Source organism: Streptomyces sp. NPDC020192, assembly GCF_044388685.1.
GTDB lineage: Bacteria > Actinomycetota > Actinomycetes > Streptomycetales > Streptomycetaceae > Streptomyces.
Map to the genome: position 1 here is coordinate 1 of NZ_JBIRXG010000076.1, position 13,392 is coordinate 13,392.

General features: G+C 69.0%; 10 protein-coding genes and 5 pseudogenes. 10 read left to right on the top strand and 5 right to left on the bottom strand.

The genetic code is table 11. The features are described from left to right. Positions 1-436: pseudogene (locus tag ACH47Z_RS46340) on the bottom strand (aminoglycoside phosphotransferase family protein); the annotation flags it as partial. Between the two features lie 316 nt (positions 437-752). Between ACH47Z_RS46340 and ACH47Z_RS46345 the strand changes: the two are divergent. From ACH47Z_RS46345 to ACH47Z_RS46355, 3 genes and pseudogenes are all read left to right on the top strand, one after another. Next, on the top strand, positions 753-1,079 hold the full coding sequence (locus tag ACH47Z_RS46345; RefSeq protein WP_399086437.1) for a hypothetical protein: 327 nt from the start codon (positions 753-755) through the stop codon (positions 1,077-1,079). Positions 1,080-1,082: 3 nt separating this feature from the next. Then, positions 1,083-1,391 (top strand): annotated as a pseudogene (locus ACH47Z_RS46350) (L-threonylcarbamoyladenylate synthase); the annotation flags it as partial. 274 nt (positions 1,392-1,665) lie between these two features. Continuing rightward, positions 1,666-3,405 (top strand): immunity 49 family protein, encoded by a 1,740-nt coding sequence (locus tag ACH47Z_RS46355; RefSeq protein WP_399086440.1) that lies wholly within the window; start codon positions 1,666-1,668, stop codon positions 3,403-3,405. Here the strand turns inward: ACH47Z_RS46355 and ACH47Z_RS46360 are convergent. Beyond that, complete coding sequence (locus tag ACH47Z_RS46360) at positions 3,397-3,963, bottom strand: transposase (protein ID WP_399086443.1); 567 nt, start codon at positions 3,961-3,963, stop codon at positions 3,397-3,399. The two genes, ACH47Z_RS46355 and ACH47Z_RS46360, sit on opposite strands and share 9 nt — an antisense overlap. Here ACH47Z_RS46360 and ACH47Z_RS46365 point away from each other — a divergent pair. After that, on the top strand, positions 3,929-4,186 hold the full coding sequence (locus ACH47Z_RS46365) for a class I SAM-dependent methyltransferase (protein WP_399086461.1): 258 nt from the start codon (positions 3,929-3,931) through the stop codon (positions 4,184-4,186). The two genes, ACH47Z_RS46360 and ACH47Z_RS46365, sit on opposite strands and share 35 nt — an antisense overlap. An 8-nt stretch (positions 4,187-4,194) precedes the next feature. Next, positions 4,195-4,545, top strand: coding sequence for a hypothetical protein (locus tag ACH47Z_RS46370; protein WP_399086446.1), 351 nt, complete (start codon positions 4,195-4,197; stop codon positions 4,543-4,545). 98 nt (positions 4,546-4,643) lie between these two features. On the opposite strand, the gene ACH47Z_RS46375 is transcribed toward ACH47Z_RS46370, so the two are convergent. After that, positions 4,644-5,339, bottom strand: coding sequence for a TetR/AcrR family transcriptional regulator (locus ACH47Z_RS46375; protein ID WP_399086449.1), 696 nt, complete (start codon positions 5,337-5,339; stop codon positions 4,644-4,646). Between the two features lie 105 nt (positions 5,340-5,444). Between ACH47Z_RS46375 and ACH47Z_RS46380 the strand changes: the two genes are divergently transcribed. Together ACH47Z_RS46380 and ACH47Z_RS46385 are read left to right on the top strand one after the other, a co-directional pair. Further along, positions 5,445-6,821 carry a serine hydrolase domain-containing protein gene (locus ACH47Z_RS46380; protein ID WP_399086452.1) on the top strand — a complete coding sequence of 459 codons (1,377 nt, stop codon included), beginning with the start codon at positions 5,445-5,447 and terminating at the stop codon, positions 6,819-6,821. Between the two features lie 600 nt (positions 6,822-7,421). Beyond that, positions 7,422-7,658: pseudogene (locus tag ACH47Z_RS46385) on the top strand (DUF6191 domain-containing protein); the annotation flags it as partial. On the opposite strand, the pseudogene ACH47Z_RS46390 reads toward ACH47Z_RS46385, so the two are convergent. Then, positions 7,641-8,114: pseudogene (locus ACH47Z_RS46390) on the bottom strand (transposase); the annotation flags it as partial. The pseudogenes ACH47Z_RS46385 and ACH47Z_RS46390 overlap by 18 nt on opposite strands. A 736-nt stretch (positions 8,115-8,850) precedes the next feature. Here ACH47Z_RS46390 and ACH47Z_RS46395 point away from each other — a divergent pair. Together ACH47Z_RS46395 and ACH47Z_RS46400 are read left to right on the top strand one after the other, a co-directional pair. Then, positions 8,851-10,119 carry an IS701 family transposase gene (locus tag ACH47Z_RS46395; RefSeq protein WP_399086464.1) on the top strand — a complete coding sequence of 423 codons (1,269 nt, stop codon included), beginning with the start codon at positions 8,851-8,853 and terminating at the stop codon, positions 10,117-10,119. Positions 10,120-10,261: 142 nt separating this feature from the next. Next, on the top strand, positions 10,262-10,795 hold the full coding sequence (locus ACH47Z_RS46400; protein WP_399086455.1) for a hypothetical protein: 534 nt from the start codon (positions 10,262-10,264) through the stop codon (positions 10,793-10,795). A 66-nt stretch (positions 10,796-10,861) separates the two neighbouring features. On the opposite strand, the gene ACH47Z_RS46405 is transcribed toward ACH47Z_RS46400, so the two are convergent. Further along, positions 10,862-11,647, bottom strand: a complete 786-nt coding sequence (locus ACH47Z_RS46405) for a hypothetical protein (RefSeq protein ID WP_399086458.1) — start codon at positions 11,645-11,647, stop codon at positions 10,862-10,864. Here ACH47Z_RS46405 and ACH47Z_RS46410 point away from each other — a divergent pair. After that, positions 11,621-13,176: pseudogene (locus ACH47Z_RS46410) on the top strand (IS701 family transposase). The gene ACH47Z_RS46405 and the pseudogene ACH47Z_RS46410 sit on opposite strands and share 27 nt — an antisense overlap. Positions 13,177-13,392 lie beyond the last annotated feature (216 nt).

Below are 13,392 nucleotides of genomic sequence, written 5' to 3' on the forward strand. Positions count from 1 at the left end.
GGCCGTCGCGGAAGACGACGTTTTCCGGGCACACATCGTTGTGGCACAGCATCGTTCCTCCCGCCGGGTCGGCCAGGGATCGGGGCCACTCAGCGTATGCGTCAACCGCGATGGAAGCGCTGGCGTCGTGCAGGCGCCGCAACAGGCTTCCCACCGAGCTCAACGCGGTCTCGGTCATCACCCAGCGCGGAAACGGCGGTAGAGCGACGTCGCCCGGGATGAAGGTCAGCTGCTCGCGGCCGTCTGCGGTAAGACCAATCGGCTTTGGAGCCGCGTCGAACCCCTGCTCTTTGAGCGCGAAAAGATGGGCATGGAGGGCGCGCGCTGTGCGCGGCGCCGGGCGTTCCACCAGGGCACCGTGGCGGAAGACCGCGCCCGCGTTCACCATGCCGCCAACGAGTGCTTCGCCCTCTGCCGTCTCGCCCTCAGCCGTCATGTCGATCACGCTACCGTCAGGTCGCTCGTGTGTGGGAGGCCGGTGCGGCTGTGGCAGGCCAGAGCCGGGCTTCCGGGTGCGGCGGCGGGCCGGCCGAGACCCCGGCCTTTGCCCGCCGTACCTGCTCCGTCGGCCCCGGGCGCCTGGAGGACCTGCTCATGGCGCAGGCGGGCTACCTCGACCGCGTCGCCTCCCTGGCCGGAGGGCCCCACCCGCCGAACGCGCCCACACTCGCGACGCCGTCGAGGCCGCCGAACAACACCTGGCGACCTCGAAGAACAGGCTCGCCACCCAGCCACGCCCACCGCGGCAACTGATGGCCGGGCTCGACACCGTCCGGGACGCCCCCGCCCGCCTGCGCGCACCCCTGACCGCGCACCCGCCCCACGCGACCCCGCCCCTGCCCTACAGCGCCGACGGATTCCACCAGCTGGCGCGGCACCTCCGGGACACCGGCGCCGCACTGGACGGCCTGGCCGCACCCCGACCCGCACCGCCCGAACTCTGTCCCCCCGGCACCAGCACGGACATCACCAACGCCGCGCACGACCTCATGCGGCACGCAACCAGCGCGGCCACCCTCGCCGTCAGGCCCACCTCCCGCGCCCACCCCGCACCGACCGCACACGCCCCGCACCTGTAACCCGTGTCCGACGCAGCCGGGTCGACCGAAACCCTTCCACCACAACAGCACCAGGCACCGGAGCCGACCACGCACGCGTACGACTGCCGGACCGAGGCGGCCCGGCAGACCGGGATCACCCACGCCACCGACGCCCTGCGCGCCGGACACCTGACGGTCTTCCCCACCGACACCGTCTACGCCATCGGCGCCAACCCCTTCGCCTCTCGAGCCGTCCACGCCCTACTGACCGCCAAACAACGCGACGCCGACAAGCCCGCCTCCGTCCTGGTCGCCGACCCCGCACCCGGCTCGCCCTCCTGCCGCGCTGCCCCGGCTGACCAGCAGCGCAGCACTACGGGCGGAGTCGCTCGGCCGGCCCCGCCTCGGCTGAGCACGAGCGCGCGAAGTCTCGGGCCCCGGGCTCGCGGGGCTTCCAGGGGCGGCACGGCACGCACCGCCGCTGACGCACCTGCCACGAAAATCCCGCGGCCCAGCCAGGGCCCCGGTCACAGCAGTCAGTCGCTGGCCTGTCAGATCCCGCACCTAGGCTGGCTGTCGCAGAGATCGATCAAGGAGCAGGGCAGTGCGAATAGAGCGTCACCAGGTGGGCGGGGCCGTCGTGTCGGCGGCACGCGAGGACTTCACGAACCGCATCGGGGGACAGCTGCGGTCCATGTCGCGGGCCGGCCGGATGGCCACCTACGAATGGCAGTCAATCGCAGACGAGTTCCTCGACTACCTGGGCGCCCTCTCCGTCGAGACACCAGACCTCGACACCCCGGAGGCCAAAGCCGCCCTCAAAGACGCCTCCGAAGCCGCGGCCGGCGCCGTCGCCTACGCCGCCTACCACCCGCACTGCAGCTTCCAGGTGTTCCTGGAGTACGTGAACTTCGGCATGAGCTACGGCCCCGGTGAGGATGCCCCCGAGGAGAGCGTCACGCCCGGGGAGTGGATCGACGCGCTCTGCCTGACGGTCCTCAGGGACAGGGCCAAGTGGCACGGCGAGGCCTTCCACTTCGCCCGGCAGAAGTTCGCCGAGCAGGCGCAGGGGACGCCCATCGGCGAGCTCGCCACCGGATTGATGGCCGTGGTCCTGAACGACACCGGCAACGACGAGGAGTATCCGCCGAGCGCGCAGGCCAAGCTCACCGCCGTCGACGCGGCCCTGGACCGCGTCCGAACCCGCGCCCAGGAGACTGGCGAGCCGCTCCTGGACCGGCCGGACAGCGCGGCGCTGGTCACGCTGCGCGCCCTGACCGCCGAGGACCGGGAAGCCTTCGATGCCGCGCTGGCCGACCTCCTGGCCAGGCACACCACCCTGCACGGCCCCGCGGCCTCCCCGAGCACTCTCCTCCCGCTCGTTCCCATCGCCCTCGCCGCTCTCGCGTACCGGACCCTGGGCTGGGCCCCGGCCGTCCGCTCCGACTACCTCCCGCACGCGCTGATCACCGGCTTCGAGACCCGAGGCCCCCGGGTCGGCGGGTTCGGCCGGAACCGGCGCCCGGACGCGGTCGCCGCGCTCGCCGCGGGCCCGCTGGTGGTGGAACGGCCCGCCTGCAAGCGGACGGTGAACCCGCGGATCGAGGCCTTGTACGAGGAACACATCCAGGAGGCGTTCACGCCTGTCGGCGAAGAGCCCCTTGCTGTCTGGGAGCTGGGCAGCGTCATGGGCGATCAGGAGCGCCTGTTCAAGTGGCGCGCGGGGGACTCCGCGGTTACGGACGCCCTGCTCGCGAACCTCCGGCTGGCCTCCCAGATGGGGGCGGCCCTCTTCCGTATCGCCCTCGCGGAGCCGGGCACCGAGGCCGAGGTGACTGTCGGCGGCCGCACGCTGCGCTACCCGGCCGAGCGGGACGAGGAGGCCGGCGCCGGCAACTGGCAGACGGCCACCGCCTTCGCCCTGATCACCGGCGCACGCGAGGACCTCGCCCCGCTGGTCCTCACCGGCCCAACCTTCGCCGGCCCGGACGGTTCCGCCTTCAGCGCGTACCGCGAAGCCCTCCACGCCTACCTCAAGGGCGTTGATCCCGAACCGGCCGCGCAGCGGGCGCTGCAACAAGCCGAGAAAGCCAAGGACTGGGGCTTCGCCATGCCGCCGGCCGTGCTGCTGTCACAACTCGTGGAGGGCGACGAGGAGAGCTTCAACCTGGCCCTGGCCGACGCGCTCGAAGCCCACCGCGACTACTACCAGGTCGCCGACCGCGCCAACGATCCGGACGCTTCCGTGAACCTGGACATCCTCGCCCTGACCTGCCACGCCCGCCGCCGCGGCTGGGCCATCCGCGTCGAGTCCCCCTACCTTCCGCAGGATCTCCTACGGGCCGCCGAACCCTTCTCAGCTTGACTCTGTCGGCGATCTTGGTGGCTGAGGTCGACTGCTGAGGGTTCGCCAGGACTTTGACCGGGGGATCTCGTGCTGGTCCAGGAAGGCCTGGAAGGCAGTCGGTGGCCGCGGCGAGGGCGGTTCCTCGACCGGTGTCAGGCCGCTGAGGCGCTCGATGTTCACGGCGATCGCTGTGAGGACGTGCTGAAGGTGGGCTTTCGGCTGTCCTCGGTAGCGGCAGCGGCGCATGCCGTGTCCGTGGGCGAACTCATTGATGGTGCCCTCCACTCCGGAGCGGACCGCGTGGCGGGCCTTCCACTCGGATGTCTGCTGCTCGCTGCGGACGCGAGCTTGCAGGTCGCGGAGCAGCCAGTCGTCGGCATAGCGGATGTACCGCAGCCGCCGGTAGTCCGGATCATCAGGATCGGCACTGGGTAGGCGTCGCACCTGCTGCCGAAGCGCATGCACCGCCGCCTTGTCCCCGCGCTGACTTGCCCGATCCCTGCGGATAGTCGACCTCGCCGGCGGCGACGGCGGAGACGCCATCCGCCTCGCGGCCCGCGGGCACCATGTCACCATCGTCGACTACGCACCCGCCATGCTCGCAGCAGCCACCGACCGAGCCGTGGCAGGCGGCGTGACGGAGCTGATCAACTGCGTCGAGGCCGACGCGACCGATCTGCCCCGCGACCTCGCCAACGGGGAATTCGATGTCGTGCTCTGCCATGACCTCCTGCAATACATGGACGACGTCCCAGGCGCTCTCGCCTCGGCACTCTCCCCGCTGAAGGCCGGGGCCTGATCTCCGTCATGGCGATCAACCGGCACTCGGCGCCCTTGAACATCGCCGTCCGGGAGATGGACCCCGCAGCCGCGCTCGCCGCACTCGACACCGATCAGGCGCGCACGCAGATGTTCAACTCGGCGTTGACGCTCCATACAGCTGAAGAGATCATCCGCACCCTGTGGGAGGCCGGATGCCGGGACATCGCCCACTACGGCATCCGCAGCTTCTGCGACTACATCACCGACGACGCACGCAAGCACGAACCGGACTTCTACGCAGACCTCGAACGCCTCGAACTCGCCACCACCGCCCGGCCGCCCTACATGCACACTGCCCGGCTCTTCCAGCTCACCGCTGTCCGCGTACTCGTCTGAGTGCACCACCAGGTACGGAGTCATGTGCACCGTGTCGGCGTGAAGCCGGGAGGGCGACAGAGGTTGCGGCCGGCCGGGCGGGTATGGTCCAGGGCGAGTTATTTGTGCCGGCTGGCGCGGTCGGCGGTGAGGCGGGCCTCGAAGCCGTCGAGGAGGGACTGAAGGCCGAACGCGAAGGTGTTGTCGGGCGCTGCGGCGTACTCCGTGGCGGCCGCAGTGTCGAGACGTTCGCGCAGGCGCGGGAATTGCATGGCGGTTTCGGTGGCGCGTGTCATGGCTTCGGCCATCAGTTGCCCGGCGTCCGCGCCGTTCTTGCTCAGCCGGCGGTTCAGCGAGATTTGCGCGGCAGGGCCGAGCGCGCTGCCGAGCACGAAGGTGAACATGGAGGCGGCCGCCCGGTCCGCGTCGGCGGCGGCGAATCCAGACTTTTCGTAGATGGCCAGGCTGAGGTCGTTGTGCCGGGCCTGGCAGGGTCCGTGCAGGAGGTGGCTGCCGAATGCCTGGACCAGCCAGGGGTGCCGGGTGAGCATCGCGTGCATGCTGCTGGCATGGGCGGTGGCGGCCGTGCGCCAGTCGGTGGTGCCGAGGTCGGGCAGCTCGACCTCGTGCCAGATCGCGTCGCTGGCGAGTCGGACCAGGTCGTCCTTGGTCTTGATGTGCCAGTAGACGGCGGTGGCAGCCGAGCCGAGGCGTTTTGCCAGGCTCCGCATGTTGAGGCCGTCCAGTCCCTCGTCGTCGAGCAGCTCGATGGCCGCACGGACGATCCGGTCAGCGGTCAGGGTGTCTCGCGGCATAGCCACGATCCTACTCGAACTTAGTTCATGCCAAGTCTTGCACTTTGTTCGAGCGGCCCTATACGCTCTCTCTCGTACTTAGTTCAAGCGTCCGGAGGGGGAGTAATGTCGCAGGACAAGCTGTCGGAGTTCGTCAAGGCGCAGGCCACGGAGCTCGGCGTTCCTGGCGTCGCCGTCGGGGTGCTCCTGGACGGCCAGGAGATCTACGCCTCGCACGGCGTGACGAGCCTCAGCAACCCGCTGCCGGTCGACGAGAAGACACTGTTCCCTCTGGCCTCGGTGTCCAAGACCTTCACGGCGACCGCGTTGATGCGCCTGGTCGCCGAGGGAAAGGTGGACCTGGACGCGCCGGTACGGAGCTATGTGCCCGAGCTGAAGCTCGCCGACGAGCAGGCCGCGGTGCAGATCACCGTCCTGAACCTGCTCAACCACACCGCGGGCCTGGACTGGAACCTCATGGACGACGGCGAGGGCGACCGCTCCCTGGCCGGACTCGTCGGGAAGCTGCCCCAGCTGCCGCTGATCGCACCGCCCGGCGCCCGCGCCTCCTACAGTCAAGCTGGTTACAACCTGGCCGGGCGGATCATCGAGAAGGTCACGGGCCTGCCCTTCGAGCAGGCTATGGCCTCGCTCATCCTGGAACCGGTCGGCCTTGCGGACACCGTGTACGGCCTGTCCGAGGTGATGGTCCGCAAGTTCGCCGTCGGCTACAACCGCGGCGACGACGGCGAACTGCGCCCCGCCCGGCCCTGGGCAGCGTTCAGGGAGGGTGCGCGCGGCGACAACCCCGGCGGCGGCCTCGCCTCCTCGGTGAGCGATCTGCTGCGCTGGGCACGGTTCCAACTCGGCAACGGCGAGGGCGTGCTGCCTGCCGCGGAGCTGCACCGTATGCGGGCGCAGACGGTCGGGCTGCGCGCCAGCACGCTCGGCGACGGCTTCGGCATCTGCTGGTTCCTGCACGACCTGGACGGCCTGCACGCCATCGGCCACGGCGGCTCGGGCAACGGCCAGTTTGCCGAGCTGCTCATCGTGCCCGAGCGCAACTTCGCGGTGGTCTCCCTGGCCAACGCCGGCCCGGACGGCTACCCCTTCAACCAGTCCGTCGTGCGGTGGGCACTCGAGCACTACCTCGGCGTCATCGAGAAGACGGCGCAGCCGGTCCCGTACGACGAGGGACGGGCCCAACAGGTCGTCGGCCGCTACGAGATCGACGCCATGAACCTCGGCATCGCCACCGACGGCATCCGTCTCACCCTGGCGGTCGGGATCAAACCGGAGATCCGCCAGGCATCGGACGAGGAAATGCCCCCGGACTACCCGGCCGCGGACATCGGCTTCCTTCCCGGCGAGGGCGACGAGTACATCGTCACCGAAGGCGGTCTCAAGGGGCAGCGCGGCTACTTCTCCCGCGACGCCAACGGCGCGGTCACAGGCGTCGACCTCGCCGGCCGGCTCTTCAACCGGGTCTCGCAAGCGTCCTGATCCCACGCTGGCAGGGGCGGTCGCGATCGGCCGCCTCCTCCGGCACCCCAACCGGCGACAGGCACTTCACGGACACGACCCGTCTCCAACACAAGTTGGTGCACTCTCAGCGGTACAGGATGGTGCACATCCACCTGTCCGCCGACAACCGCCTGGAAACCGACACACAGGCCGACCTCTTCCGCGGGCTCCCACCGGTCGCCGGCTTCCGGTTCAGGGCGGCTGTCATGGACCTGGACCACCACCTCCAGGGAGTCGCATCGCCGACGGAAGGTCACCGCCCCAACTGGTGGCTCACGCCTCCGTCTTGCCTTTCGGCCGCTTTATGGGCTTTGTCGTGGATTGCCTCGGACCGGGTTCGGTCGGTGACGTCGAACCACTGGGCAGCCTTGGCCCACGCAGCCTGTGCCTCGGGATGGCGGTGGGCGGCGGCGAGAGTGTCGGCGTAGTGGCCGAGGGCGTCCGCGCCCAGAAAGCGGTTGTCGGCTTCGGTGTAGGCCTGGACTGCCCCGTCCAGGGCGTCCAGAGCTTCGTCCAGGCGGCCGAGTCCGCGGTAGGCCATGCCGAGGGTGTAGAGCGCGTGCCTTCGTCGATCAGCTTCTGTTGCGTGCGGGCAGGGCTGGGGTCCTTCCGTGGCGGAACGGAGCACGTCAGGGCCAGATATCGGCGACCGGGTTCGAGCAACTCCACGCGAGCCTTTCGCCAGGCAGGCAGAACGAGTTGAAGCAGCGCCAGTCCGCACTCCTGATGCGCGACGACGAGGAGGACGGGGCGCCACCGAACCGAACGACGGTGGATCTGGACGGGGGGACCGCGGTCGTCCGGATGCCACCGGCCGCCCGTCAGCCGCGTCACGGTCGCTGCGGACAGGCCCGCCGCTCCGCCGAGGAACTGCTCCAGCGCCGGGACGAAGTCCCCGGTAGACAGGCCGTGCAGATACAGCAGCGGCAGCACCTCGGAGATCTTCGGTGACTTGCGGCACCAGGGTGGAAGGATCTTGGAGGAGAACCGCTTGCGCTCGCCGGTGGCCTCATCGATGCGGCGGTCGTTCACCCGCGGCGCCTTCACCTCCACCGGCCCGGCTGCGGTGACCACCGTGCGCGGCAGGTGGTAGCCGTTGCGTACCACCAGGCGTCGGCCGGTTCGGTCTGTCTCGGCCTCCAACTCGGCTATGCACTGGTCGACTTCGGCGTCCAGGGCGGCGGCGAGCATCCGGCGGGCGCCCTCGCGCACGATCTCGTCGATCAGAGAGCCGGATTCGGTGGAGCCATCGGGGTTCACTACGCTGAGCACGGGCGTGCCTTCCCGACCCGCGCTGCGAACGCGGGCCTACTCGGTGACCATCACAGGATCATTCGGGAAGGTACGCCTTCCGCGTTCCTCCCGGGACTGATCCACAGGTCTTGAGCATTGCTCTTTGCAGGCGTCAGTGACACTCGTAGAGAGCGAGGCGGGAAAAACTCGCGTGGCAATATCGCGAGAACCTTGTTGCGGGGGATTGCGCGGGCCGGCGGGCCAGGGCGAGGGCGGTCGTCACCAAGAAGGTCACGCCCCCCGAATGCGGCCCCCAGCGGGGCTGCCAGGGACGGGTGGCGCAACGTCACGTAGACGAGGCTCGCCCCGACCAGCCGTGCGGCGCCCGGTCTGCGGCCGGCGCGAGTGTCCCTCGAAGTCCTCCAGCGAGTCGAACGCCTGCGTGCCGCCGGTCGTGACGGTCCAGGCCGTATGGGCGAAGGAAGGCCCGCTCTCCCTGGACTCCGGATAACCCCCCGCCTCAGGACTCCGCCGGGCCTGAACTCCCGCGCCGCCGGCTGGCTACCTGGCCAGGGGGTCCGCCAGCGGTCTCTGTAACGGCCTCTTGAAGGTGCTAGTACTCCAGTCTCACTTCGCGATCTTGTCGCGGACCGGGCTGGGAATGGGTACGGCCACCGCGTGATCATCGGGGGTTGTGTGGACTCCTGAAGATCGTGCGGTGGCCGCAGGCCGCAGCGTAGACCCTGCCCGCTGGCGGGCGATGTTCGACCAGGTCATGGCCCGGATCGCGGGCCGGTTCAGGCGAGTTGAGCCCCGGGCCGCGGCCCGCGCTTACCTGCTCGGGCTGCTGTCGAGCGTCGAACGGAAGAACTGCTGGCAGCTGGCCGAACAGGCGGGCCATACGCGGCCCAGGCCGATGCAACGTCTGCTGCGCTACGCCCGCTGGGATGCCGATGCTGTCCGCGACGACCTGCGTGCCTACGCCGCCGAACACCTCGGCGCCGACGGCGCCGTTCTCGTTGTCGACGAGACCGGCTTCCTGAAGAAAGGCCGGTCCTCGGCGGGAGTGCAGCGGCAGTACACCGGCACCGCGGGACGCATCGAAAACGCCCAGGTCGGCGTGTTCCTCGCCCTGGCCACCAGCCGGGGACGGGCCCTGATCGACCGACGTCTCTATCTTCCCGAACACTCCTGGTCCAATGATCCAGAACGCCGCACCGCGGCCGGGATACTCGAGACGGTGCAGTTCGCCACCAAGCCCCGCCTGGCCGAGCAGATGATCGAGGCCGCGCTGGACGCCAGGATCACCGCCTCCTGGGTGACCGGCGACGAAGCCTACGGCCAGGACCCTCAGCTCCACGCCGCCCTCAAGGCGCGCGGCATCGGCTATGTCCTGGCCGTCGCCTGCTCGACACGGGTGAGAATCAACCACGGCCGCACTCCCGCCCGCGCCGACACCCTCGCCGGCCACCTGCCCGCCACGGCCTGGCACCGTCAGAGCGCCGGAAACGGCGCGAAAGGACCGCGCTACTACGACTGGGCCTGGATCCACATCGGCACCGGCAGCCACCGCCACCTGCTCATCCGCCGCAACCGGTCCACCGGCGAACTCGCTTTCTACCTGTGCTGGTCACCCGTCGAAGTGCCCCTGTCCGAACTGGTCCGCGTCGCCGGTGCCCGCTGGAGCGTCGAGGAGTGCTTCCAGGCCGCCAAGAGCCAGGTCGGACTCGACCACTACCAGGTCCGCAACTGGACCTCATGGCACCGGCACATCACGCTCGCCATGCTCGTCCTGGCCTTCCTGACCGCCCTCGCCGCCGACGCGACCCCCGAACCGCCCGCAGATACGCACCACTTCGCCCGCAGCCGCGATCCGATCACGCTGACCGTCCCGGAAATCCGCCACCTACTCGCCGCTGTCTTCAACCCACCAGCCGTAACAGCGACCAAGCTGCTGCACTGGTCCAACTGGCGCCGACGCCGCCAAGCAACAGCCCGACGCAGCCACTACCGACGCCGAATCGCCAGCGAGCCCGCTGGATAGATCACGAAACGCACTGGAGTACCAGGTGATCGGGTCCGGGTCGCCGGACGGGCGCGTGCGACCCGAGGCGGACGGACAGCTCCTGCTGGGGCATGATCTATTTGCGACCGGAGGCCGACGCGGCGAGGCCGGCACTGCGGCCATGATCGTCGCCATGCTGATGTTCTCCGCCCTGCAGACCCTGCCCGATGTCCCGCGCTGGGCGCGCAACGCAGCGCGCCTGGCGGTCCTGACGCCGCTGCCGTCCAGCCTATGGCGGCTCCCGATGGCCTGGGGCTGGATGATGGGCTTCGGGCCGGAGGCCAAAAGGACGCTCCACGTGCCCGGCTGGGGGTCGCTCTACATCGTGGGCCTGACGGTGTTCTCGGAGGTCTTCGCCTTCCTGACGCTCGGCCTGGTGCAGTCCTGGGGCGAGGTCTGGCCGCGCTGGGTGCCGGGCCTGCGCGGCCGCCCGGTGCCGGTCCCGGCCGCAGTGATCCCCGCCCTGGTTGGAGCTGGCCTGGTCATGGTGTACTCCGTGGGCCTGATCCACAACATGTTCGTCAATCCGGACCCCGACGCCCCCCACGGCATCTCCGTCGTGGTCCTGAACCTCTGCTACGCGCCCATCATCCTCTGGGGGCCGCTGCTACTGGCAGTCACCGTGCACTACTGGCGCCGCCGACGCCGGACGTGACTCGCCGGTCGCGGCCCGCACTCATGCACGGTCGAAGCGCACAGATCACAAACTCGCACTGGAGTACTAGTTGGACGCGGTCGCACGGGGTTCGGAAGGGTGGGGCAAGTGACGTCGGGCACTACTGTTCAAGCGCACTGTGACCAGTCGGGATGCGGGGGTGATGCCCACGCCGCTGAGGAGCCTTTCGTCGCTTTCCGTACCGTTTCTCCGGGACCAGTTGGACCCCAGGTCCCTGAGCTGCTTGTTGCTCTGCTGGTCGACCAGAACCCAATCCCGACCGTACCTGAACGGAGGGACGAAGCGGTCGAGGGCGTCTGCCCATAGTGCGTCGAGGAAACCACTCACCGTCTGCGTGCTGAAGACCGTACAACGGAACACGTCTCTGGGGGCCCCCGTGATGGGACTGATGTCGACGGTCAGAATGCGCTCGGCGAGGGTCTGTTCGGCAGTGGCCATCGCCTCCTCCAGCACGTCGGAGGCATCTGAAGAACTCTCCAAAGCCGCTGGCAGTACCGCCCGCAGCATGTCGTTGACTACCGCCTGGATGGTGTCGGGATCAGGCACGGACCGCCGGCGCATGCCGTCCACGTAGGCGCTGATTGGGACGTGTTCGGGGAAGTCCCCAGGCGCGTAGAGCACCTCCGGCCGCTGCCACAGGATGAGGAAGAACACGGTGGACACCAGGATGGGAAACGAGACTGCGAACACTGCGAGCAGCCCTTGCACCCAGCCGCTTGATTGAGCAGCAGCGATACCTACCGTGGTCTCTGAAAGCCCCAGAAACAGCGCGATGATCCACAGGGGGTTAAGGACTCGCGGAGGATGCCCCGGCGGCAGTTCGCTTGCCATCGCACCAGGGTGGCAGGGAAGCACTGCCGACGGGGCCGCTATAGCTGTTGCGGACGAAAATCGCTCGCTCGCGGCACAGTCACACCCAGTCAGCACGACACGAATCGGGGCATTTGGAACAGCCTGCCGCTTTCCATCATCCTCGGCCTACATCTCGGGCCTGACGCTCCGAGTTCCTACAGCCGTTGCCCGCGCAGAGGCCAGGGACCGGCTCGCTCTAGCGCAGCCCTGCCACCGGTTAGTAGTGCTTCGTTACGTCGAGTGATCTCGCCTGGTGGTGGGCATCTTTGCGGTGTGAGGCTGGGGGAAGTGGAGCGGCTCCGGGGTGAGTTAGCGGAGTTCGTAGCTGATGTGTTCGCTTCGGTGCCGCGGCGGGATCAGCGGCGGTGGGGCGAGTGTTATCTGCGGGGTCTGATGCTGGACGGCCGTCGCAAGTCGGTCCAGCCCATGGCCGAGCGGCTGCCGGACGGCAACATGCAGGCGTTGCAGCAGTTCGTGAACCAGTCGCCGTGGGATCCGTTGCCGGTGCGGCGGCGGATCGCTGAGCGGTTGTGCGGGGCGATCAGTCCTGAGGTGTGGGTGATCGACGACGTGTCGTTTCCCAAGTGCGGCGCCGCCTCGGTCGGGGTGGCCCGCCAGTACTGTGGAGCGTTGGGCAAGCGGGCGAACTGCCAGGTCGCGGTCAGCGTCCATGCCGCCACCGACGCGGCGTCGTGTCCGCTGGACTGGCAGTTGTATCTGCCCCGGGAGTGGACGGAGGAGCCCGACCGCTGCCGGAAGGCCGGAGTGCCGCAGGGCACGGTCATCAGGAGAAGTGGCGTCTGGCGCTTGGTCTGCTCGACGGGCTCGCCGGATGGGGGTTGAAGGCCCCGGTCGTGGTCGCTGATGCCGGCTACGGCGTCAGCACCCCCTTCCGCCTCGCACTGGAGGAACGGGGCCTGGCTTATGTGCTGGCACTGACCGGGAAGGAAGTCGCCCACCCCGAACAGGCCGAGCCGCACCAGCCCGACTACAGCGGCCTGGGACCGCCGACCCTGCCGCGCTGTCGAACCCCGGCACTGGGCCTGTCGCAGCACGCAGCACAGATCACTGCGGACATGCTCGCCGAGGTGACCTGGCGGCAGGGCAGCAAAGGGCGGATGACCTCACGGTTCGCCGTGCTCACCGTGCGTCCGGCGGGGAAGCAGTCCCTGGCCGCCGCCCAGAAGGCGGGCGGCGGGCACTACCGGTGGGACGGTGTCCTACCCACATACGCAGTACTGGTGGAATGGCCTGCCGGGCAGGACGCTCCGACCGGTTACTGGATCTCGAACCTTCCCGCCACCACACCCGTCGAGGAACTCGTGCGGTGGGCGAAGATGCGCTGGCGGATCGAACACGACTACCGCGAACTCAAACACGGCCTCGGCCTGGACCACTTCGAGGGCCGCACCTGGCGCGGCTGGCACCACCACGTTACCCTCGTCACCGCTGCCCAGGCCTTCCAAACCCTCCGGCGGCTCGACCCAAAAGCACACACGCCGGCCTGACCCTCTACCAAGTCCTCGACACACTCCAGGACCTGTTGAGGTGCTGGACCGGCACCTGCACCACCTGCGGCCGCCCACTCACCACAAGCAGAACCGGAGCCAGAACCTAACGAAGCACTATTAGTACTCCAGTCAGAAATCGTGTCCTGAGCTGGTTCTTCTCGTTGTCCGGTCGTGGAGGGGATTGCTGAAGTCGAGGGCTGGGCTGAGGAGTTG

Excerpts from the sequence above, each read along its gene's own strand:
- ACH47Z_RS46345 (WP_399086437.1), top strand. The coding sequence starts at position 753 with ATGGCCGGGCTCGACACCGTCCGGGACGCCCCCGCCCGCCTGCGCGCA.
- ACH47Z_RS46360 (WP_399086443.1), bottom strand. The coding sequence starts at position 3,963 with ATGGTGACATGGTGCCCGCGGGCCGCGAGGCGGATGGCGTCTCCGCCG.
- ACH47Z_RS46370 (WP_399086446.1), top strand. The coding sequence starts at position 4,195 with ATGGCGATCAACCGGCACTCGGCGCCCTTGAACATCGCCGTCCGGGAG.
- ACH47Z_RS46375 (WP_399086449.1), bottom strand. The coding sequence starts at position 5,339 with ATGCCGCGAGACACCCTGACCGCTGACCGGATCGTCCGTGCGGCCATC.
- ACH47Z_RS46380 (WP_399086452.1), top strand. The coding sequence starts at position 5,445 with ATGTCGCAGGACAAGCTGTCGGAGTTCGTCAAGGCGCAGGCCACGGAG.
- ACH47Z_RS46395 (WP_399086464.1), top strand. The coding sequence starts at position 8,851 with ATGGCCCGGATCGCGGGCCGGTTCAGGCGAGTTGAGCCCCGGGCCGCG.
- ACH47Z_RS46400 (WP_399086455.1), top strand. The coding sequence starts at position 10,262 with ATGATCGTCGCCATGCTGATGTTCTCCGCCCTGCAGACCCTGCCCGAT.
- ACH47Z_RS46405 (WP_399086458.1), bottom strand. The coding sequence starts at position 11,647 with ATGGCAAGCGAACTGCCGCCGGGGCATCCTCCGCGAGTCCTTAACCCC.